Source organism: Virgibacillus oceani (genome assembly GCF_014638995.1).
GTDB classification, from domain to species: Bacteria; Bacillota; Bacilli; order Bacillales; family Amphibacillaceae; genus Virgibacillus_E; species Virgibacillus_E oceani.
This window is the reverse complement of the sequence record NZ_BMFR01000005.1, coordinates 156,791-180,533: the sequence shown is the minus strand read 5'-3', so window position 1 is coordinate 180,533 and position 23,743 is coordinate 156,791. Positions and strand designations below refer to the sequence as shown.

Below are 23,743 nucleotides of genomic sequence, written 5' to 3'. Positions count from 1 at the left end.
AGGAGTGGATCGTATGTTAGGCATCAATAGAAAGCTAGTACAATTAGAAAACGAAGGAAAATATATTCGTGTTGGTTTAGTTGGAGCCGGTCAAATGGGAAGAGGAATGGTCTCTCAAATTGAAAGTATGAAAGGGATGCGTGTTGTAGCCTTGGCAGATATTGCACTGGAGAATGTGAAACATGCTTATGAGACTGCTGGAATAGCTTCTTCTGATATTATAGCGACGAATAATGTAGATGAAGCAAATGAAGTTATTAGAGACCATAAAGTTGTGGCTACAACTGAAGCTGACTTATTAACTAAAATTGATGAAATAGAGGTTATTGTAGATGCTACAGGTATACCAGATGTAGGGGCAAGTGTTGCATCCCGGGCAATTGTTAACAAGAAGCATGTTGTAATGTTAAATGTAGAAACGGATGTAACAGTCGGCCCTATTTTAAAAAAAATGGCTGACGCCGCAAATGTAGTTTATACCGGGTCTGCTGGTGACGAACCAGGAGCCATCATGGAATTGTATGATTTTGCGGATGCAGTTGGATTTGAAATAGTCGCATTAGGAAAAGGGAAAAATAATAAACTGAACTATGATGCAAATCCGGAAACGGCGGCAGAAGAAGCAAGGCAAAAAGGGGCGAGCCCGAAAATGTTAGCATCCTTCCAAGACGGAACGAAAACAATGGTTGAAATGACTGCAGTAGCAAATGCAACAGGATATATTCCGGATATTGCAGGTATGCATGGTCCATCAGCTACAGTCGATGAACTAGCATCTTTATTAATACCGAAAGAGGATGGCGGGATATTTTCCAGGAAAAAAGTAGTTGAATATGTTAATGGTGTTGCACCAGGTGTATTTGCTATTATTACTTCCGAAAACGAAGAAGTAAATCATGAATTACAGTATTTAAAATTAGGAGATGGCCCCTACTATGTGTTGTATCGCCCATACCATTTAGCGAGCCTGGAAACACCACTGTCAATAGCCAAAGCATATCTGGACCATACGCCAACAATTGCCCCATGGCACGGGATGGTTGCCGAATCAGTTGCAGTTGCCAAAAAGGATTTAAATGAAGGTGAGTCCCTAGATGGTATAGGTGGATTTACAGCCTATGCGAAAATCTTAGTTAAGGAAGAAGCAAGGAAACAAAATGCATTGCCGATTGGACTTGTAGATAAAAATGTTGTTATGAAAAAGTCTGTGAAAAAAGGTGACATTATAACGTATGATGCTATTACCCAGACAAAACGTTCTACAATTTGGTCTTTGCGGGAATTGCAGGATAATTGGTTGTCTTAGAAAGTGGGGAGGTCACTCCTCACTTTTTATTTCCTATTAAATCAAATTTTTTTGATTTAAATTCTTATTTGTCTTTTAACAATCCTATGACAATATCTCCAATACCCACATCAATTTAGCCCCCTAAACGAATAATATAATATCTTGACTCTTTAACAAGAGTGAAAAAATAGACAGGCATCATGGAGATAAACTATCCAGTACATGTTCACACTTTAGAAACATATTCGATTCTTGTTAAATAGGATAGAAATACATTTATGGGTGAAAACTTTAATATAGATGCACGCATTACTTTAGGGGGGAATTATCTTTTGAAAAAATTAAAAATATCAATTATAGGCAGTTGTGTAACAAGAGGATTATTTAACAGTAAGTTTATTAGTAATTATAAGGATACATATGAATGTGTTTCCACTGCCTGGCAAACATCAATGATTAGTTTCATGTCCGATAAAACATATGTTAATGATAACCAAAGAGAGTTTACTGGAGAAGTATCTAAATTACAAAAGAAAACTACAGCAAGGGATATTGATAAATTATATAGAGATGAGTTAATGGAAAAACAACCGGATTATATCATTTTTGATTTATATACAGATGTGAAATATGGAATTGTCAAAACAGAAGATGGGTATCTAACAAATAACCCTAATGGTTTCAGAAAAACAGTTTATTTTAAAGAAGGCCATTATAAACAAAAATTGAACATTTTCAGAGACGATGAATATTTGGATTTGTTTCACGAAAATTTTGCGCGTTTTTATGAATGGGTTAAGAAAAGTATACCAAATTGCAGGATTGTTATTACAAAGTTTTCCGAAGCATTTTCATATATGACAAAGGAAGGCTATCCCGTCAATTATAGCCCTAAAATATGCGGGACAGTAGCTAGGGATAATAAATTGTATGATAAATTATATAAAACGCTTGCTGAAAAGTATGATCTCGATTTTATAGAAATGCAAAGCAAAACATATTTCGGTGACTATGATCACCTATGGGGAAACAAACCTTGGCATTTTACACAACAATATTATGATGATTTGTATAAAGGGTTTAATGAAGTGGTTTTAAGACATCAATTAGGTTCTGTAGATGTAAATATGGAAGACGCGACTCAACAAAGTACAAATACAAGCAGTTTATTTACTCAAATGATGAGAAAAATAATAATGAAATAATTCTATTGGAACGATAGCTTATAAAATGAAGCAAAAATCCATGTTTTACGTAATCCTTAAAAAGTGATTAAACGGATTATCATCCCTATTAATCCAAATATCAGCAAAAAAATGCAGTTAATCAAAAAATAAATTAAAATTCTCGAATTTCTTTGGGATAACCAATATTTCCTCCAACATAACAAATTGCGACAATATTCCATCTTTGATATAACTAGTATAGTTCCAAAAAATCTGATGTAACACAAAAGGAGTTAAATCATGGAAGAGCGAACGAAGCTGAAGAAGTCATTAAAGCCGCACTGGGTCTGGGCGATAGCCTTAGGTTCATCGATTGGCTGGGGCGCATTCGTACAGCCAACAGTCTGGATGGGCACTGGTGGTCCAATCGGTGTAATCATTGGTTTCTTAATTGGTGCAGTGTTAATGATGCTAATCGCCGTCAGTTATGGATTTTTAATAAAAAGTTTTCCTGTTTCAGGAGGAGAGTTTGCATACGCCTTTGTTAGTCTTGGACGAATACATGCATTTATATGTGGATGGTTTTTAACATTAGGATACATATGTATTGTCGCACTTAATGCCTCCGCATTTGCATTAATGTTTAAATTTGTTTTCCCGAAAGTAATTGAAAATCTTCATATGTATCAAATTGCTGGTTGGGATGTATATGGAATGGAGGTTATCATTGCCTCTGCTGCACTAATTGTGTTTGCTTATTTAAACATACGCGGCACAGGTTTATCAGGAAGCATACAGTTTATCTTCTGTGTCATCATGCTAGTTGGGGTTCTTGCCATTACTGTCTTAGTTGGGGTAGACCCTGGAACAACATTTGATAATGTGAAGCCATATTTCCCAACTGACACAACAATGTTTGCAGCAATTATATCAATTGTCGCAATTGCGCCTTGGGCATATGTTGGATTTGACAATGTTCCACAGGCCGCCGAGGAATTCAACTTTTCATCAAAGAAAGCATTTAGTCTCATCATTTTAGCAATTCTTTTCGCAGCACTATTGTATAGCTTTATGATTATCGCAACAGCAATGGCAAGCCCATGGGAAGCGCTAGCCGCGGAAAATCATATCTGGGGAACTGCTGTAGCAATTCAAGATGTACTTGGAACACTTGGATTAGTACTATTAGTAGTTGCGCTTAGCATGGGGATTTTCACAGGATTAAACGGATTTATCATTTCATCAAGCCGTCTATTATTCGCCATGTCACGTGCGAAGATTATCCCAGAAGTATTTTCTAAAGTTCATCCAAAATATAAAACACCGTATGCGGGAATTATTTTCACAGCAATAGTCGCAATGCTTGCACCTTGGTTCGGTCGTGAAGCGTTGTTATGGGTAGTAGATATGTCTTCAATTGGAGTATCGATCGCTTATTTCTATACATGCTACACGGCATTCAGCATTTTTAAATGGTCAATGGATAGTGAATTCAATCCTGAAAAGCATGTCGTCGCACCGGGTAAAAAATTCATTTCTGTCATCGGTATGCTTGCAAGTTTAACGTTTATCGGACTTCTGCTAATTCCGGGATCACCTGCATTTCTTGGTATTGAATCCAGAATCGCGTTAATTGCTTGGGTGGTATTAGGATTTGTATTCTATTTAGCAAAAAGGACAGAGTTTAATAAGATACCAAAAGAGGAATTGAATTACTTGATTTTAGGTAATAAGAAGATTGAAGTGGAGAATGAATAATATAAAAAACCTTTGTTCCGCAGCTAGGAACAAAGGTTTTTATATATGGCCCTATTCATTCAACCCCACTGTCATCGACACAGTTGCAATCTTGCTGTTCAGTCGGTAAACCATCTTCCTTATTCGGATCTGGATAAACAATCATCGTAGTTAGACCGATAATAGCAAGAGTGTAAACAAACAGAGCAATGCCTATTATAATAAGGCGAGTTTTGTTCATGCTAAATACCCCCAAAATAGCACTTTTTATCCCACTTAAAATTATACCAAAGTGTTAAGAAGGGGAAAAGCGAATACTTATCAGCCTTCATAGATTGCTTTAATAAGCTGTTTACTGGATGTTCCTGTTGAATACTGATTCCATAGCGCAGCAAATTCTCTTACACGCTGCATATCAAAATGACCTTCTTCAATGACTTCAATTAAGTCATCTGTGTTTTTCACCACTGGTCCCGGTACAAGCTTTTCATAATCCTCCCAAAATCCCCTTGTTCGTTCATATCTTTCCAAATCATAAGCAAAGAAAATCATTGGCCGTTCCAATAGTGAAAATTCGAATGGAATGGATGAATAGTCTGTAATTAAAATATCTGTAATAACGAGTAAATGATTGACATCAGGAATAGTAGAAACGTCATAGACTATCCCGGGGAATTCATTATGAAAATCATGTTTAATGGAAGGATGAAGCCGTAAAAGTAACACGTAATCATCGCATAGCGCATCACAGTACTTCCTAACATCAATGGCGATTTCAGTGCTATTAGGATCATTGTCGCGGAAAGTTGGTGCATATAAAATGACAATCTTATTATTAATTACGGGAATTTGATGAAGTAATTTTTTCTTTACAATTTGTTTCCCAACAGTATTATAGAAAAAATCAGTACGGGGTATACCGCTTCGTATAACACCTTCATCTGAAATCCCAAAACTTTGTTGGAAAATAGCGGCCATTTTTTCTGTCCCGACAATTACATGGGTAAATCGTTGATAAACTTTTCTAATACGCCGATTTGCACGCTTCGATCTGTATTTTAATGAAGGGTCCTGAAGCCCAAATTTTTTAACTGCCCCAGCAGCATGCCATAATTGAATACACAATACATTATTCCTGAAATTAGTTTTCGATAAAATGCCATAATAGTTGTCAATAAATATAATCCTGGCAGTAGCAAGATGATAAACCGACTGAATCCAATGTATAGGAGTTGTGAAATTTAGAACGGTCCCATTGGAGACTCCTTCAAAATTAACCATACATTTGGGGGTTTTAATGATTAAAAATCGCTCATCCGTCTGTTTTTCTAATTCCTTTAAGGTATACATTATGTTATCTCCAAATGAAGCAATAAAGACTGTTTTATTCCGTTGGGGAAATAATCTAAAGAAATTAAAAAACACTTGGAAAATTAAAAGATATACAGTAATTATTATTTCCCTAACCATTGTTTTTTTTTATCCAGATCCCTTTTTATTTTTGTTGTTGATATACCGACCGTTCTAGGCAAGTAAATAACCTCACAGTATTCCATTAAATAGTCAAATTTTCCTTTCCAGTCATCACCCATAACAAATACATCAACGTTATGTTTTCGAACATCATCCACCTTTTGTCCCCATGATTTTTCTGGTATAACCTCATCGACATATCGAACTGCTTCCAATATAGCTTTTCGCTGTTCAAAGGTGTAATATGCTTTTTTGTTTTTCAGTTCGTTGAATTCATCCGAAGAAATGGCAACGACCAGATAATCACCATATTCATTAGCACGCCGCAATAAATTAATGTGTCCAGTATGAAGCAAATCAAAGGTACCGTATGTGATTACTTTTTTCATGATAACAACCTCCAATACATTCTATATGCTAGTATTTGATGAGAAAGTAAAAATAATTATGGATACTAAAAATTTTATGCAGCATATAGGAAAGAAGCTTATAAAGAAGTAATAAAAATGCGCAAAAAAAGACATCGATTAATTCGATGCCCTAAACATTAATTCTGATCGACTGCACGGTATTGTTCTTCTTCTGTATATAAAGTATTAATTAAAGCCTTGCTAGAGCTTCCCCTTGAGTATTGATTCCATTGACTGGCAAAGTCCTTTACTCGCTGTAAATCAAATTTATTTTCCTGAATAGCATGAATCAAATCATTCGTGTTTCTTACAACAGGGCCGGGTACAAGTGTTTCATAATCTTCCCAAAATCCTCTAGTTTCCCCGTATTTCTCTAAATCATACGCAAAGAAAATCATCGGGCGCTCTAACAATGAAAACTCGAATGGAATAGATGAATAATCCGTTATTAATATATCAGTAACAACTAACAAGTGGTTGATGTCGGTATAATTTGAAACGTCGTAAACAAAATCGTTGTAGTTATTACTAAAATCATTTTTGATTGCAGGGTGTAAACGTAAAAATAATATATACTCATCAATAAATGCTTCATTTAACTTTTGAATTTCAAGCACAATATCAGTTTTGTTTAGTTCATCATCCCGATAGGTAGGGGCATATAAAATAACCTTTTTACGTTTAATCGCAGGATAAACACTTTGTAAACTCTGCTCAATCATTCTTTTCTTTTGATTGTTAAAAAAGAAATCGCTTCTGGGAATTCCGCTACGTACGATCACATCATTGGAAATTCCGAAACTCTGACGGAAAATGGCTGCCATTTTTTCAGATCCAACAGTAACATGTGTGAACCGGCCATATACTTTATTAAAACGTTTGTAAGCATTTTTAGATCTAGTAGTAATAGATTTGTCTTTTAATCCAAATTGTTTTATCGCACCAGCTGCGTGCCATAGTTGAATGCATTGTACATTCGGTTTAAAATTCGTTGAGGCTAAAAAGCCAAAATAATTATCAACAAACAATTTATCACAAGTTGCTAAATGATAGATTGATTGAATCCATTGTAATAGATTGACAGGCTCAAAATTTAAGTTTGTTCTATTATCCAAAACATTGAAATTAACTCTGCAGGAGGATGTTTTGAGAATAACAACAGGTTCATCCATTTGTTTTTCCAATTCATTTAACGTAAACAAAATATTATCCCCAAATGAAGCAACAAATACCGTTTTCTTCTTTTGGGGAAACAGTTTGAAAAAGTTAAATAATAGTTGGAAAACATAAAGGTACACGGTAATGGCGAAATCTCTAGCCATTATTGGATAATTGTAAGTCGTTTTTAATTTTTGTTGTCGATATTCCCACTGTTCTTGGTAAATAGACGACTTGACAATAATTCTTTAAGAAGTCAAATTTACCTTCCCAGTCATCTCCCATTACAAAAACGTCAACATCATGCTTTTGGACATCAGTGACTTTCTGTTCCCAGTTTTTTTCAGGGATTACTTCATCTACATAGCGTATTGCCTCAAGTATAGCCTTACGCTGTTCAAAACTGTAGTATGCTTCCTTGCCTTTAAGTGCGTTAAATTCATCTGCTGAAATAGCGACAATCAAATAATCGCCAAGTTCTTTAGCGCGGCGCAATATATTTATGTGACCTGTATGAAGTAAGTCGAATGTTCCATATGTGATTACTTTCTTCATTGTATTTTAAACCTCCAATTATTGTTGCGGTAAATATAGTGTACTATAATTCTTTTACAAGAACTTAACAAATATTTTTCAATTTATTTAGAAACATTATAGATTATTATACTATATTTGAGATTGAATACAAACAGTAATTTATTTCAAAAAAATACACCATATGCAATGTTCTGCATATGGTGTATTAGCTCTTATTTTTCAATAGAGACATATTCTGTCCCGTTCTTGCCCCCACTTATCCATCTTTTGGCACCTTTATAGTAGACTTGATACCATTCATCTTTTCGGACCATCTTATTACCGTCTAATACAACAGTTAACAAGTCACCATTACTTACTTTGCCGACAATATCCTTTGAGGTAGATGGTTCGGGTCGAACATTCAAATTATACCCTTCAAGTGTAATCTTGATAAGGTTTAGTAATTCGATATAATCAGAGTGTGCCCAACCGGTTGTACCATCATACTTAACTTTATACCATGAACCATTAGATGCGATTATTTCTAGCTTCGAACCATTAGGAATATTATCGATCTCTTTTCCGTTAGGTTCAGATCTTAGATTTAAATGGACATCACCTGTATTTGTAATGCCATATAAATGCTCAGGGAATTTACTGTCTATGTCAGTATCATTGCTATTATCAGGTTCCTTACTAGCATTTGGATCGCCAGATGAAGCTGGTTGATCTAAAAACTTCGGTACCTCATAGATTAACGTATAGTCATTAATTAACTGGTAAATAGCATCAATTCGCCTTGTTTGGGCATATGCCCATGCAACATGTGTAGCATATTGGTGTGTTGCTGGATTTTCAGGATTCCACTTCATCTTGTACAATGTATCCTGCCCGGCTTGAATATAGTTTTGTGAAACCCCACTCGCACCGCCTAAAATTGCATCCGAAGGTGTAAACCATTCATGTTCAAATGCGTATTTCGCCCCACACTTGATAGGACATGCATCTCTGGCGCCGTATCCATACATGTTGTATACAGTATATACAGCATTTTTGGGATTATCCACAACATTTCCCTTTGCATCTACTGGTACGCCTGAAGCTAATGTTGATGTACCGTTTCCTGTTTCATGCAAAGTATGTGCAATCAAGTATGCTTCATTAATGTTGTATTTCTTTCCAGCATCTATAAAAGCCTGTCCAGTTCCTTCTAATGAACCTTTTCCTGCAAGGATTTTTTTATTTACTTCACGAGCATTTAATCCCGCAGGCTGGGATAAATTCAGGAATTGATAGTAGCCTCTGGTACCTTCCTTAAAGTTCGAAGGATTGGCATAATATTCAACCTGTTCTCGCGAAGCGGGTATTTTTCCAGCCCCATCAGCTTTTGGTCCACCATATTTCATTTGTCTATCAACCATATATTCGAACGTATAATTGTATGTATTTATGTTCGTAATATCATCGGTCGCTACATCGTCCACATGAATATAGCCTGTGCGACGAACACCATCTACATACACTGTTGCTTCATACCAATTTTTAGAAAAAGTTCTAAATTTCAAAATACTGCCATTGCCATAGCTTTTTAGTACTTTCGAACTTCTAGAAGCTTTTGAATATACATGGGTGGTTGATTTTAATGCTCTGCCTTCCAATGTTTCTTGCTTATTAAATAATCCTTCCACATGGCTACTATGAATGTATCCAGTTGTTGGTTTACCATTCAAATAAATCCTCGCTTCATACCAGTTGCTTGTGAAGGTCTGATAATAAAGGATGGTACCACCTTGGTAGCTTTTTAGTTTACTAGAATTAGTGGATGCTTTTGCAAACACAGGTGTAGGATTTTTTCTTCCAATTCCTTTTAAAAGTTCCTGCTGATTAACTATATTTTCAACATGGGATTTATGGATATAACCTGTTCGCCGTTTTCCATTAATATAAACTGTAGCTTCGTACCAATCAGTTGTAAACGTTTGGTAGTAAAGGACGGTTCCCTGGTCATAAGCCTTAAGCTTACTGGAGCTTGTTGAAGCTCTTGTATAAACAGCAGTTGGAGCTTTTAATCCAATTCCTTTAAGAAGGCTCTGATCGTTTACAATATTCTCCACATGTGAGTGATGGATATAGCCCGTTTTCCGTTTTCCATTGATATAAACTGTAGCTTCGTACCAATCAGTTGTAAATGTCTGATAGTAAAGGATTGATCCCTGGACATAAGTTTTAAGCTTACTGGAGCTTGTTGAAGCTCTTGTATAAACAGCAGTTGGAGCTTTTAATCCAATTCCTTTAAGAAGGCTCTGATCGTTTACAATATTCTCCACGTGTGAGTGATGGATATAGCCCGTTTTCCGTTTTCCATTGATATAAACTGTAGCTTCGTACCAATCACTTGTAAATGTTTTGTAATATAAAACAGTTCCCTCACTATAGGATTTCCAGACCTTTGAATCTGTAGAAGCACGTTGATAAACTGGTGTTTTATTGTTTAGGCCGATTCCTTTTAGTAATTGCTGATCATTTGTTACATTTTCCACATCTGATTTATGGATATAGCCCTCGTGCCAGTCACCTTTAACATACACAACTGCACTGTACCAATCGCTGGAATATGTAGTGTACTGTAATATACTGCCTTGATCGTAAGATTTTAAGACAGTCGATCTGCTTGTATCACTATAAACATTTGTGGGAGATTTTAATGCAACTCCATGATAATTTCCAGCAGCATATGCAATATTATTATGTTGGGTTAGTGTAATAAATGATAGAATTAGTAATAGAAAAACGGTAAGCACTGTGACTTTTCCTGGCTGAACTTTTCTCAATTACTTACTGACCTCCTTTCTAATATTTGTTAAATAATTTGTATATAGCGCAAATAGATCTTTATAAACTGACAAACTATTTAACATATATATTATCGCAATAAATTCCAGGATTGTTAAGAGTTTATTTCAAAATAATTACACAAAATTGACCTTTTTAATAGAGTAGTAATTTGATAGAATAATTTAGTGATGATCATACAAAGAGGGATATAGATGAATAATGAATGGGAAAATAAACTAGAGTTGACTGTAATTGCGGGATTAGCATTGTTATTAATTTTAAATACGATGTATCGAATGCAGTCAGAAATGCTGACTACATTTGGAAATGTTAGTATTAATGTGTCATTAATTGCTTCGTTATTTTTATTTCTTTTCAGCTTGTATAGGTTTAAATGGAGGAGAAGTAAACAGGTAAATACGATACGAATTGTGGCTGTTTTATTTTTGCTTACATATTTTATTAGTTATTTATCTAGTTCCTATAGTACGCTATGGGAATTTTTTCAGTTAGCCTTCCTATTTATGTTTATTATTTGGTCATCTAGCATGAAATGGAAGCCAAGTCATATTAAAATAATCGCATATTTGTTGTGTGTAGTTACAATTTTGATCTTTGTACAATGGATGCAATTTGATCATTCGAATCAGCCATTCAGAAGTGTTTACAGGAATCAAAACTATTTGGCAATTTTTCTATTTACCACAGTATATTTTAAATTTACTGTATTAAAATATTGTGGAAATATGTTGAAAGTAGTTATTTTTATCGTGTTCTTAATGGATTTAATGCTTATTTATGCTACTGGTTCAAGGGCTGTTATGATTGGACTCTGTATTACGATCGGTGTTTGGATCGTTATGAAACAAGCGAAGCGATTCTATAAATACTTGCTAGGAATGACGATTATCGCGAACATGACTTTTATAGTTATTTATATTATTCTTCAGCATACAAAAATAGGTATAATGTTAAATGACCTAAGTTTGCAGCTATTTGGCAAAAACCTTTACTCTGGAAGAGGAGAATTATGGGCTAAGGTAATACATAAGGCTGTTGAGCATCCTATTATGGGATCAGGAACTGGAATTAGTGCAAGAAATGTAACAGATATGAACTTAACTGCACATAATCAATATATACAACTATTTCTGGAAATTGGCATCATTGGTCTTATTATGTTCATAGTATTTGTGTTCACAATCTGGAGAGCGCTAATCGCGAATTCTCGTCAATTTGCAGCAAACTGGTCTATTTGTTTCTTAATAGGATTTTTAATATATGAAAATTTCGAACTCACTATGTTCCAAAATAATTATTCTATTGCGATGCTTCAATGGGTAATTATTACGATTGGGGTAAATTTTGATGATACGGGAACATTAACGGTATCGAAATGAATTTGTCACGTCAGAAAAAAATAGGCGTATCGAATGGTATAATATATGACATATAAAATAATAAAAATTGGACAGTAGGGGTATTGTATGAAACTTCTATCATTGTTAAAAAAAAGATTTAAAAAATCTAACGAAAAATTAAAGTATAAATTAAGTATTGTGCAAACACAGAAAACACTGAACATTACGGGAATGTTTTATAAAGAGAACTATCTCGGGAAAGAATTGTGGCTTTTTGAACGAAATAATGGTGATGAAAGTTTTAAATTGGATGAAATCAACCCATCAGAGAGCTTTTCTTTTTCCGTTTCACTAAAAGATTTAATTAATCGTGTCAAGCTTGAAGATGGGACAACCTATGATTGGCATGTGAAAATTAGAAGGCCATATGCTGAGCTAAGCGAAGCAAAAAAGGAATCTAAGCAAATAATGCTTGTAGAGGAGAATGATGTTCGGTATGCTGAATATTTCATTCGCCTTGGCAGATTTCAATACACGAATATTGATAATTTAAATTTTTATTATGAACAGGAAAATCATTTGATAAATTATCTTACTGAAAAAGGAAATCTATCTCTGATTGTTAATGGTGAACCTGATGCACCAACAAGGCTGCAAATAGATAAGGTAAAAGCCGGAAATGGGAAATATGCCATTCAAGGGAAAATGTTTACAAGAAATTCACTGATTAAACATGCTGAAATAGTGCTAATGGGCAGAGATTCCTCCAAAGAGCTGGTAACAGAAAACTTAAAGCTAGATTATCAAGAGCAGGATGTAAAGAAAAAATACGGTTTAAATCGTTATACGTATAGGATGTATATCGACTTTAATCAATGGGGAGATATGCTTGAGGAAGAAGTATATGATCTGTCGTTTAGGTTGACCTTACACGATAAGCACGAACCAAAGTATGTCCGAATCGGTCGTCCAACATTTAGAACAAAATTGTTCATAAAAGACGTAAACATAAGGTATAATCAAGACACTGCTGTAATCAATCCTTATTTTACCTTTAAGAAATCATATTTATCATTTGAAGTATACAAGTTCCCAATTGATACGTTCAATTATATGAAAAAGCTGATGCGTTGGGCTTGGTTAATCCGTCTAGTTAACAGAAATAAAGATGTTTGGCTAGTTGGAGAGCGAGTTTATAAAGCCCAGGATACAGGTTATGCATTTTTTAAATATATGCGGAATACGTATCCCGACAAATTTGTATACTACGTGGTGGATAAACAATCACCTGAGAGCAAAAATGTTAAAAAATATGGAAATGTACTAGACTTTAAATCGAAGGAACATATTTTTAATACCATTATTGCCAAAAAAGTTATTTCCTCTCACCATCCGGATTATCTATATCCATTACGGACGAATAAGTTTAAAAATAAAGTAAAGGCAGGAAAAGTTTTTCTGCAGCATGGTGTAATGGGCACAAAAAATATGATAGCAAACTACGGGAAAAATGCCCCATCTGGTTTTGATACAGACATTTTTATGGTGAGCTCGGAATTTGAAAAGGATATGATTGTTAATGATTTTGGCTACGAACCCAATGAGGTGTTCGTGACGGGGTTGTCGAGGTTTGACACATTATTTAAGGACGATGTAAACATAAAAAGACAGTTATTAATAATACCTACATGGCGTGACTGGGTTTCATCTGAGGATGCATTTTTTGAAAGTGAATATTTTCAACGATATCAAAATTTAATTAATAGCACTAAACTACATGAATTGGCTGAAAAATATAATTTTCAAATTTTGTTCTGTTTGCATCCTAATATGCAGAAATACAGTAAATATTTTAAGAATCCATTTGTTCGGGTGATCAGCCAAGGTGAGGTTAATGTACAAGACCTAATTAAAGAAAGCATGATTATGATTACGGATTATTCCAGTGTCGGCTTTGATTTTAGTTTTTTGCATAAACCTGTGTTGTATTATCAATTTGATCGTGGACTCTTTATAGGCAAACATCCATCCCATTTGAATTTGGATAAGGATTTGCCTGGTGATATTACTGCAAGCTATGATCAGCTAATGGATCTGTTAGAGCAATATGCGGATAATGAATTTAAGATGAAGCCAGTTATGAAGAAACGTGCTGATAAATTTATTACATTCCGGGATAGGCGCTCTTCAGAACGGATATTTCAGGTAACAGACAAGACAAGTATCAAACGTGATAGATTTTTGCTCGATCACCCAAAAATAGTACTTGTAACCAATGGTGTGCTGAGACGATTTCGGAAAAGTTCGTACTACTTTCCGATGATGAAGCTCTTCTACAAAATTGGATCAAAATTTATTAGGGTCGACAATCGTATGATTCTATTTGAAAGTGGTGTAGGAAAACAATTCGGGGATAGCCCTAAAAATATTTATGATGAATTGGTGAAACAAGGGTTACAATATCAAAAAATTTGGGTTTACAATAAACGGTATAATTTTACAGACCCAAATACAAAACGAATTAAACGATTAAGCCCTCAGTACTATTATTATTTGTTAAAATCGGGATATTGGGTGAACAACCAGAACTTCCCAACCTATATTAAGAAGCGTTCAGAAACAACTTATTTGCAGACGTGGCATGGGACTCCGTTGAAGAAAATGCTTTATGATATAGATGAGGTCCAAGGAAGAAGCAGTGATTATGTAGAACGTGTTGGGGAAGCAGTGAAAAATTGGGATTACTTAATTTCACCGAGTGAATATGCGTCGAAAGCTTTTCGAAGTGCTTTTCGTTATGATGGTAAAATCCTAGAAACTGGATACCCGAGAAATGACATTTTTTATAAAAATAATAAACATGAAATTAAAGAAAAAATTAACCATAATTTTAATTTATTTGAAGGTAAAAAAATTATACTTTATGCGCCAACTTTTCGGGATAATCAAACAACGAATAAAAATAAGTTTTCATTTGATATAAACATGGATCTTCATAAAATGAAACAGATTTTAGGGAGCGATCACGTTATTCTATTGAGACTTCATGTAGTCGTCAGCAATAAGATAAACTTGGATGAAGAACTGGAAGGATTTGTTTACGATGCATCAAAATATCCTGACATTCAAGAATTGCTTGTAGCAACGGACATTCTAATAACGGATTATTCATCTGTGATGTTTGATTATGCAAATACTGGAAAGCCGATGTTGTTTTATACGTACGATCTAGAAGAATATAGAGATAATATCAGAGGATTTTATATGGATTTTGAGAAGGAAGCGCCTGGTCCATTACTATTCAATACGGATGAAATTATTGATAGTGTGGAAAACATAGAAAAGATAATATGTAATTTTCAAGATAGCTATAAAGTATTTCAGCAAAACTATTGTTCACTAGAGGATGGGTATGCAAGCAGTCGTATAGTGGATACTTTATTTTCAAAGGATTAGCAAGGACAGGCAAGGGGTAAACGGTGTGAAAATAATAAAAAAAATCGCGATAAAAATTTACAAAGTAATGTTTTTCATCTTGAGCAAATTGCCGAAGAAGCGGAATCTAATCATATTCGAAAGCTTCTTAGGAAAACAATACAGTGATAATCCACGTGCAATATACGAATATTTGATAGAAAATAACTTTGAATATGACATGTATTGGAGCTTTGAAGGCAATTGCATTACTGCTTTTCAGGGTAAAAACATTAAAAAGGTAAGACGCTTGTCCATTAAATGGATGGTTCTTATGTCAAGAGCGGCCTATTGGGTAACAAATAGCAGATTGCCGAACTGGCTTCCGAAACCGGAAAAGACGGTTTATCTGCAAACATGGCATGGCACCCCACTAAAAAAACTTGCAGCAGATATGGATGAGGTGCATATGCCTGACACGAACACGGAAATATATAAAAGGAATTTTGTTAAAGAAGCCGAAAAATGGGACTTTTTAGTGTCACCAAATCAATATTCGACTGAAATATTCAAGCGAGCATTTCAGTTTAACAATAGAATGATCGAGTCTGGTTATCCACGTAATGACTTTTTGATACATGCAAATAATCAGAAAAACATTACACAAATTAAGGAAAAGAATCAGCTTCCGTTAAATAAAAAAATAATACTATATGCCCCGACATGGCGGGATAATCAATTTTATGCCAAAGGTAAATATAAATTTACGTTAATGATGGATTTGAAAAAAATGCAACGTGAACTGGGTGATACGCATATCATCCTGCTAAGGTTACATTATCTTGTAGCGGAAAAATTAGATATATCAGATTATGACAATTTCGTGTATGATTTCTCTAGCTATGAAGACATACGTGAATTGTATCTGATTTCGGATATGCTGATAACAGATTATTCATCTGTGTTCTTTGATTACGCAATTTTACAGAGACCAATGATGTTTTATGTTTATGATATAGATAATTACCGAGATACACTTCGGGGATTTTACTTTGATTTCGAAATGAATGCACCAGGACCTTTAGTTAAATCAACGGATGAAATGATAATGGAGATAAAACAGATGGGAGTGGATGGATTTGAGCCATCACAAACAACAAAAGATTTTTACCAGAAGTTTTGCTATCTAGAAGATGGAAATGCCTCTAAAAGAGTAGTGAAAGAAGTATTCTATTGAAAATCTTAATTTATCAATTTATTTTGGAGGTTTATGTAATTGAATAATAAAAATTGGCTGCCTCATTTGACGAATGAAATAGTAAAAGATGCTAAAAGTAATAAATTTTGCGCCTATCTTATTGCTTTGGAGGGATGGAGAAGAGGACTTACGCTTACGTATCATTCCGATAAAGTAACAAAAAAGAATATACATTCACCTGGCCTACGCTATTCTCTGAGCTTGGATAAAAAAACCCATACCTTTTACAAAGCTAGAGGGGATAAAGTGAAAGGAAAAGCGTTTAGTATAGGCAGCAATAAAATTGCGACTAAAGAGTGGTTATCAGAACATGGCATACCGGTTGTTGATGGCAAGAAGTTTTCCAAAGAATCATCAAGTGATGAAATAATAAATTTTGCCCTGAAATTAGGCTTTCCAATTGTGTTGAAGCCTGTAGTTGGCGCGCAGGGAAAAGGGGTTATCCCTAATATTGACAATCTGGATTATCTGAAGAAATCTCTTACATATGTGAGGGAAGAATTAAATTCCTCAGATATTATTATTGAGCGTCATTTTGAAGGGAAAGAATTCCGAGTATATGTTATTGAGGATAATGTAGTAGCCGTAATTAATAGAGTACCAGCTAATGTTACAGGGGATGGGCTGCATACGATTAATCAATTGATACACCTTAAGAACAAAGAGAGAAAGAAAAACCCTAGATTAAGAACATGCCTAATAAAAGTTGACTTTGAAATAAAAAATATATTAGATAAATTAGGGCTTTCTTTAGATAGTGTTCCAGAAGCAGGACAACTGATTTTTCTAAGGGAAAAATCTAATGTTTCAACAGGTGGGGATTCCATTGAACTAACTGACGAGTTCCCCGCAGAAATAAAAAATATTGCGATTAGTGCACTTAAGTCTATTCCCGATTTTCCACATGGCGGGGTAGACATTATTTATAATGCAAATAAACCAATTAATGAAGCGGCGGTTGTACTTGAATTAAGTCCCACACCGCAAATTGGTTCATTGGTATTTCCTATGGAAGGCAAAAGCCGGGATGTACCTGCCGCGATTATTGATTATTATTTTCCAGAAACGAAAAATAAAAAAGACCAAAACGCAAATGTATATTTTGACTTAAATAGTCTTTTAGAGCCACTTATGTCCAAAAGTGCTAGTGAAGTTACAGCGTCACCAGCACCATTAACTGAAATATATGCGAAAAAATATGTGATTAGCGGAAAAGTTCAAGGTGTTGGGTATAGAAAATGGGTAAGGAAAAAAGCAATAGAATCGGATTTATACGGATATGCAAAAAATTTAATCAATGGTGATGTTGCTGTAGTTGTTGCGGGTGAAAAAGAGAACGTAATTAATTTTAAAAAAGTCTGTAACATCGGCCCAAAAGCGTGTAATGTCATTTCCATAAGTGAGAGTATATGGGATAAACCTATTAAGATTGGTTTTGAAATAATGACGCAGCCGAAAAAGAAAATGAATCCTAAACAAAAACAAAAGCAAACCACAAATAATAAGAAGAAGGTATCATTTTTTAAAAGTACATTACGAAAGCTTTTAAAATAAATCTTTTTGAAGTTTCTCTATATAGCGGTTAGGAATGAGAACTTGTAAAATTCTATACGCATCTTATGAAAGATGATTTATCACGAAATTATAGTGAGAGTGAAATAAAAGATGAAAAATAAATTACACGTTTTTGTTAAAAAAATTAAAATCTGGATAAAGGATCATAATAATAGGTTAACGATGCCCAAGGGCTCTTATACTGTTTTAAAGGAAGCCAACGATGTCCATGCAAATAATCCAGAGAAAGCAATACACCTATTGTCCAAAGCCTTGGAATCTTACCCGAATAGCTATCCAATTCGAGCAATGCTCGTAGACTTCGCTATGACGCAAAAGAATTGGGAACTTGCTATAGAACAATGGGATGTAATATTTAAATTAAAAAAGAAAAAAGTTAAAGTACCCGCTTATCTTGGTTTTGCTAAGGCACTAAAGCAAAATAATAATAATAAAAAGGCTGAAAATATTTTAAAAGCAGGACTGAAGTATTATCCTAAGAATATAAAGCTTATGCAGGAATATGCAGAAAATCTGATTACACAAAAAAAGTGGAGTAAGGCTACCGAGATGTGGGATAAATTATTGGATGCTGAAATAGATAATTTACCCGTAAATTCATATATAAGAGCTGCTTTGTCCTATCGAAAGTTAGGTGATTATTGGAAGGCTGAACAAATACTTGAACGCGGCATGAAGAAATATACAGCAAATAAAAGGCTGAGAGTATCGTATGCCGATATTGCTATTTATAAAAAGGAATGGGACGCCGCTTTACTAAGATTAAAAAAAGCATGTGGTCAGTATAAACAAAAAGCCCCAATGAATCTGGTTATAAAGAGATCCATGATATATCAAATTATTGGAAATCATTCAGAGAGCAATCGTCTGTTCCAGTATGTATTAGATAATTATCACGAAGAAATTCAAAATGACAGTAAAGGCTACAGAAAGATTGTGTTATTTAATAATGGTGAAAGCAGAATTGAATTTTATAAAAGGCTCCAGAAAACGGAATCTGTAATCGTTACATTTGATTCATTAAACATGGTTTGGAAAAACCCGTCATTTGGATTCAAACTATTAACTAGACAAAACCTTGATATTATTGCAGTTAGAAAAAAACAGCCAAACACGCAGCATCAGGATTTAACGATAGATGAATTTTATAAAGCTGTTAATGGAATGGTTGAAAGCAGCTATAAACATAAAATTGCCTATGGATATAGTTTAGGCGGCTATACGTCTCTTTACTACGGAGCAAGTATCAATTGTACAATTTTGTCGCTCGCTCCTAGATTATCGATTCATCCGAAATATGGAAAACCCAAAGAGATTGGAAAAAGTGAATTCAAGCATTCCTTATCATTACCTTATAATTCTGCTATTTCTCCTATAGTTGTTTACGATCCGAAAGAAAAACTAGACAACAGGTATGTCCAGGAAGAGGTAACGCGTGCATTTCCTTGTGCTAGGCTTATTAAGATTCCATATGGTGGACATGGAATAGCCCCGCATTTGCTAAGAATGGGACTACTTAAGGAGTTTATCCTCAAAGTTATTGAAGAAGAAGTGCCTCGGTATGACAGAAAGAAAAAGTCGAAGTCGAATATTTATTATCGAGTGCTCGGTCAAGCATGTTTAAAAAGGAATAAACTGAAATGGGCAAGGGATCTATCTGAAAAGTCATTAGAGTTATTGTCTACCGATAAATACGGAATAAAATTGAAAATAAACGTGTTAAAAAAACAGGGGAATTACGATGAGGCGATAAACTATGCAAAAAAAGCAGTTGACCTTGTCCCAAAAGTAATCGAAATAAGAGAACAGCTCATTGACTTGTATTTGGAAACAGGTGACATGAAAAAAGCAAACGAAGAATTAATGAATGCTATTGACAAATTTGGCCGAACAGAAACTTTGAAACGGCTAGAAGAAAGACTTGTAACTCAAAAAAATAGTAACTAGCAATAGATACAGCAAGCCATGTGGCAAAAACTTTTTATGGAGTGGTAGCAGTGGAGAGTTCTAAATTTCCCCAGCCTTTTACGCCAAAAATGGTAAAAGGAATAAAAGGATTTAGTATGTGTTCATTCTTAATAGGTCTAGAGGGATGGAGAAGAGGGTTAAAACTAAAATATTATGGTGATATCCACCAATATTCCGATATAATTACAAAAAGTAGGAAGCCATTTGGCAGGAGCTATTCATTTGAATATAAAGACAAAATTCATTATTTCAATCAATCTAGAGGGGACCTTGTATCAAATGAAGCGGTCACAATAGCGCAAAGTAAACAAAAAACAAAAAAACATTTAGAACGGCATTCTATACCAGTATTACCGAGTATTGAATTTACCCGTGAACATACAGATGAAGAGATCGTGATGATGTCCCAACAAATCGGATTTCCGCTAATCATTAAACCAACATACGGTACGTTAAGTAAAGGAGTAGTCCTAAATATAGATAGTGAGTCCGAACTGGCCGCTTCTCTTAAGCATGTAAGGGGGAAGCTTGGGTATAAAAATGTAATAGTAGAAAGATATTTTGAAGGCGAAGATATACGTTTGTATGTTGTTGACGGGATAGTAGTAGCAGCACTCCGGCGGGTCCCAGCAAAAGTAACGGGTGACGGAACAAGCACCATTAAACAATTGATTGATCAAAAGAATAAGTCCCGAAAAAGCAATCCATATTTAGCCGAAAGACTGATAAAAATGGATGATGAAGTTCATAGTGTATTAAATAAGAATGACTACGACCTGGACACGGTATTGGAAGCTGGAAATACAACTTTGGTGAAAAATAAAAGCACAATGAACCAAGGTGTTGATTTGTATGATATAACAGATGAAATTGATGATAATATAAAGGAATTAGCTGTAATTACATTAAAATCACTGCCAAATATCCCGCATGGAAGCATCGATATGCTATACAATGGTTCGGAAGCTATAATACTTGAGGTAAATCCTTCCGCCAATATATCCATGCACATGTTTCCAACAGAAGGTAAACCGAGAAATATTGGGGCTTATTTAATGGATTATTATTTTCCCGAAACAATAGCGAGAGCTAATATGCACGAAAATATGTATTTTGATCTTCTTGACATTGTGAAAATTTTAAAGCGGAATTATACGAATTACGTGGAAGTGAAAGCATTGCCAAACTCTCCAATTTACGCAAATCAATTTATTGTTTCGGGAAAGTTACAAAATACTGGATATCAGAATTGGGTAAAAAGGCAGGCTGTTTTACAGAATATCCATGGATTTGTTAAAAATAGGAATAATGGTAATGTGGAAATTGTTGTTGCAAGTCACGATTTACAAAGGTTAAAGGATTTTCAGCATACATGCTCTAAAGGAACGGAAAAGGCAAAAGTAAATGATCTAAAAAGTGTTGATTGGATTAAAGAAATAAAAATGGGTTTTGAAATTATTCCGGAATCCAAAAAACGAAAAAAAGCTGAAAAGCCATCTGTTAAAAAAGATAATAATGTAACATTTGTACAAAAGATTAAAAAGCTTTTAAAGTAATTTTTACCCGATTTAAATGAATAGGGTTTACAAATGTCAATCATTAACTGTATGGAATATCATTACACTTCAGAGTGCTGGCATTCATTTCTTTAAACGCACAAGTTTACTATGTATTGTCTTTTTCTATTCTTCCTTGTATAATTCAATAATGTATAATTTCATCGTGTTTGGATTAAGTATGAAAATACTCGAGAGGAAATATTTATGAAAGCTACAATTACAGTAATAAAAGAGCAAGTAAGACATTTTTATTTAATTAGAAGACTGTCATTATATGAAATAAAAAGCCAGAATAAAAATAATTATTTAGGCATGGCATGGGAAATTATTAGCCCATCCATTCAAATTTTAATATATTGGTTTGTATTTGATACAATTCGAACCCGTGATCCGATTGTTGTTGGCGGTGAAGAAGTAGAGTTTTTCCCTTGGTTATTAGCGGCGTTTTTTTTATGGTTTTTTTGTTATCAATCGATTATTCAAGGATCTAAATCTATCTATTCTAGATTACGTATGCTGTCAAAAATGAATTTTCCTATGAGTGTAATTCCTAACTTTGTCATATTTTCAAAGTTTTACATTCATTTGATTATGCTTGGAATTTCCATTATTATTTTTCAATTTATAGGAAAACCTATTTCTATCTATTACCTCCAATTTATCTATTTTATGTTTGCATCCATTTGTTTGTTATTTGCAATTTCCCTAATTACTTCTACAATTTCAACTATTATAAGGGATTTTCATATGCTTTTAACTTCAACGCTGCGAATGCTTTTGTATTTATCGGGGGTATTATGGCCAATTACGTTATTAAGCGATTTCCCGCTGATTATGAATTTAATGAAGCTTAATCCGCTTTATTATTTAATTCAGGGCTATCGGTCTGCATTCTTTGGAACGGATTGGTATTTTATTACTAATTGGCAGTATACACTATACTTTTGGGGACTTGTGATCGTCCTGCTTATGATTGGTTCCAAAATGCATGTTAAATTTAGGCGCCATTTCATCGATTATTTATAAAGGCTCGTGGTATATATGGAAAAATCAATTATTGTGAAGCATATAATGAAAAAATATAAATTATATAATGGATCAAAGGAACGTTTATTGGATTTGATATCACCGAAAAGCTACGGTGAAGATTTCTATGCACTAAACGATGTCAGTTTTGAGGCAGAAAAAGGCGATGTGATAGGCTTCATTGGTATCAATGGCTCGGGCAAATCCACATTATCGAATATTATTGCCGGAATAGTTCCAGAGACAGGTGGAGATGTAGTTGTTAATGGAGAAACGTCCATTATAGCAGTTTCCGCCGGGCTTAAAGGTGACTTGACTGGAAGAGATAATATCGAGCTTAAGTGCCTAATGTTAGGATTTAGTAAGGAAGAGATTAAGGAACTTGAACCTAAAATTATTGAGTTCTCCGAATTGGATAAGTTTATAGATCAGCCGGTAAAATCCTATTCAAGCGGTATGAAATCCAGACTTGGGTTTGCAATATCAGTAAATATTGATCCAGATATTTTGATTATTGATGAGGCATTATCGGTTGGGGACAAGGCATTTTCCGAAAAAAGCCTAGAAAAAATGAAGGAATTTAAACAAAAGGGAAAGACGATGATTTTTGTTAGTCATTCCATTGGTCAAATGAAAAAATTTTGTGATAAAATATTATGGCTGGAATATGGAAGGGTTAAAGCATTTGGGCAGGTTGAAGAAGTAATGCCAAAATATGAAGCATTTTTAAAAAACTATAAGAAAATGTCCAAAAAAGCTAGGGAAGAATACAAAGAAGCGTCACTTAAAGGTCAACAAAAGCCATTGCTAACGTAATAGTAAATACAACAATTTTTGAGACTGATTTACTGTAAAGTAGATCAGTCTTTTTAGTAAGTAAAGTATAAAATTTGGCTCTATTTAGTTAGCAACATGGTGGGCCGCGTCCAGCTCCAGCGCCCAGCGACTGATGGACTTCCCTCACCTCCGTACGATAAGGTCAACATCAATTCGCTA

At 34.4% G+C, this 23,743-nt stretch carries 16 protein-coding genes and 1 pseudogene; 11 read left to right on the top strand and 6 right to left on the bottom strand.

Annotated elements, in window-relative coordinates; translation table 11 throughout:
• Positions 1-13 precede the first annotated feature (13 nt).
• The 3 genes from IEV74_RS08795 (at position 14) to IEV74_RS08785 (ending at position 4,212) form a co-directional block, all read left to right on the top strand.
• On the top strand, positions 14-1,306 hold the full coding sequence (locus IEV74_RS08795; RefSeq protein ID WP_188455004.1) for an NAD(P)H-dependent oxidoreductase: 1,293 nt from the start codon (positions 14-16) through the stop codon (positions 1,304-1,306).
• Between the two features lie 260 nt (positions 1,307-1,566).
• Positions 1,567-2,493 carry a DUF6270 domain-containing protein gene (locus IEV74_RS08790; protein ID WP_188455003.1) on the top strand — a complete coding sequence of 309 codons (927 nt, stop codon included), beginning with the start codon at positions 1,567-1,569 and terminating at the stop codon, positions 2,491-2,493.
• A gap of 261 nt (positions 2,494-2,754) precedes the next feature.
• On the top strand, positions 2,755-4,212 hold the full coding sequence (locus tag IEV74_RS08785) for an APC family permease (RefSeq protein ID WP_188455002.1): 1,458 nt from the start codon (positions 2,755-2,757) through the stop codon (positions 4,210-4,212).
• Positions 4,213-4,267: 55 nt separating this feature from the next.
• On the opposite strand, the gene IEV74_RS08780 is transcribed toward IEV74_RS08785, so the two are convergent.
• The 6 genes from IEV74_RS08780 to IEV74_RS08755 form a co-directional block, all read right to left on the bottom strand.
• Positions 4,268-4,432 (bottom strand): hypothetical protein, encoded by a 165-nt coding sequence (locus IEV74_RS08780; RefSeq protein ID WP_188455001.1) that lies wholly within the window; start codon positions 4,430-4,432, stop codon positions 4,268-4,270.
• 80 nt (positions 4,433-4,512) lie between these two features.
• Entirely contained in the window at positions 4,513-5,541 is a 1,029-nt protein-coding gene (locus tag IEV74_RS08775) for a CDP-glycerol glycerophosphotransferase family protein (RefSeq protein ID WP_188455000.1), read from the bottom strand.
• 104 nt (positions 5,542-5,645) lie between these two features.
• A complete protein-coding gene (gene tagD / locus IEV74_RS08770; RefSeq protein WP_188454999.1) occupies positions 5,646-6,053 on the bottom strand; it encodes a glycerol-3-phosphate cytidylyltransferase in 408 nt (135 codons plus the stop codon).
• Between the two features lie 158 nt (positions 6,054-6,211).
• On the bottom strand, positions 6,212-7,396 hold the full coding sequence (locus IEV74_RS08765; protein ID WP_188454998.1) for a CDP-glycerol glycerophosphotransferase family protein: 1,185 nt from the start codon (positions 7,394-7,396) through the stop codon (positions 6,212-6,214).
• Positions 7,389-7,787 carry a glycerol-3-phosphate cytidylyltransferase gene (tagD, locus tag IEV74_RS08760; protein WP_188454997.1) on the bottom strand — a complete coding sequence of 133 codons (399 nt, stop codon included), beginning with the start codon at positions 7,785-7,787 and terminating at the stop codon, positions 7,389-7,391. Before tagD (IEV74_RS08760) ends, IEV74_RS08765 begins: the two co-directional genes overlap by 8 nt.
• Positions 7,788-7,981: 194 nt before the next feature.
• Positions 7,982-10,582, bottom strand: a complete 2,601-nt coding sequence (locus IEV74_RS08755; RefSeq protein ID WP_188454996.1) for an SH3 domain-containing protein — start codon at positions 10,580-10,582, stop codon at positions 7,982-7,984.
• 216 nt (positions 10,583-10,798) lie between these two features.
• Between IEV74_RS08755 and IEV74_RS08750 the strand changes: the two genes are divergently transcribed.
• The 8 genes and pseudogenes from IEV74_RS08750 (at position 10,799) to tagH (ending at position 23,563) form a co-directional block, all read left to right on the top strand.
• Positions 10,799-11,986 (top strand): O-antigen ligase family protein, encoded by a 1,188-nt coding sequence (locus IEV74_RS08750; protein ID WP_188454995.1) that lies wholly within the window; start codon positions 10,799-10,801, stop codon positions 11,984-11,986.
• An 87-nt stretch (positions 11,987-12,073) separates the two neighbouring features.
• Positions 12,074-15,403, top strand: coding sequence for a CDP-glycerol glycerophosphotransferase family protein (locus IEV74_RS08745; RefSeq protein WP_188454994.1), 3,330 nt, complete (start codon positions 12,074-12,076; stop codon positions 15,401-15,403).
• A 28-nt stretch (positions 15,404-15,431) separates the two neighbouring features.
• A pseudogene (locus IEV74_RS08740) lies at positions 15,432-16,598 on the top strand (CDP-glycerol glycerophosphotransferase family protein); the annotation flags it as partial.
• Positions 16,599-16,637: 39 nt separating this feature from the next.
• Positions 16,638-18,173, top strand: coding sequence for an acylphosphatase (locus tag IEV74_RS08735; protein ID WP_188454993.1), 1,536 nt, complete (start codon positions 16,638-16,640; stop codon positions 18,171-18,173).
• Positions 18,174-18,284: 111 nt separating this feature from the next.
• Positions 18,285-20,141, top strand: coding sequence for a tetratricopeptide repeat protein (locus tag IEV74_RS08730; RefSeq protein ID WP_188454992.1), 1,857 nt, complete (start codon positions 18,285-18,287; stop codon positions 20,139-20,141).
• A gap of 50 nt (positions 20,142-20,191) precedes the next feature.
• Positions 20,192-21,718, top strand: coding sequence for an acylphosphatase (locus IEV74_RS08725; RefSeq protein ID WP_188454991.1), 1,527 nt, complete (start codon positions 20,192-20,194; stop codon positions 21,716-21,718).
• A 207-nt stretch (positions 21,719-21,925) separates the two neighbouring features.
• A complete protein-coding gene (locus IEV74_RS08720; RefSeq protein WP_188454990.1) occupies positions 21,926-22,747 on the top strand; it encodes an ABC transporter permease in 822 nt (273 codons plus the stop codon).
• Positions 22,748-22,762: 15 nt separating this feature from the next.
• On the top strand, positions 22,763-23,563 hold the full coding sequence (tagH, locus tag IEV74_RS08715) for a teichoic acids export ABC transporter ATP-binding subunit TagH (protein ID WP_188454989.1): 801 nt from the start codon (positions 22,763-22,765) through the stop codon (positions 23,561-23,563).
• Positions 23,564-23,743 lie beyond the last annotated feature (180 nt).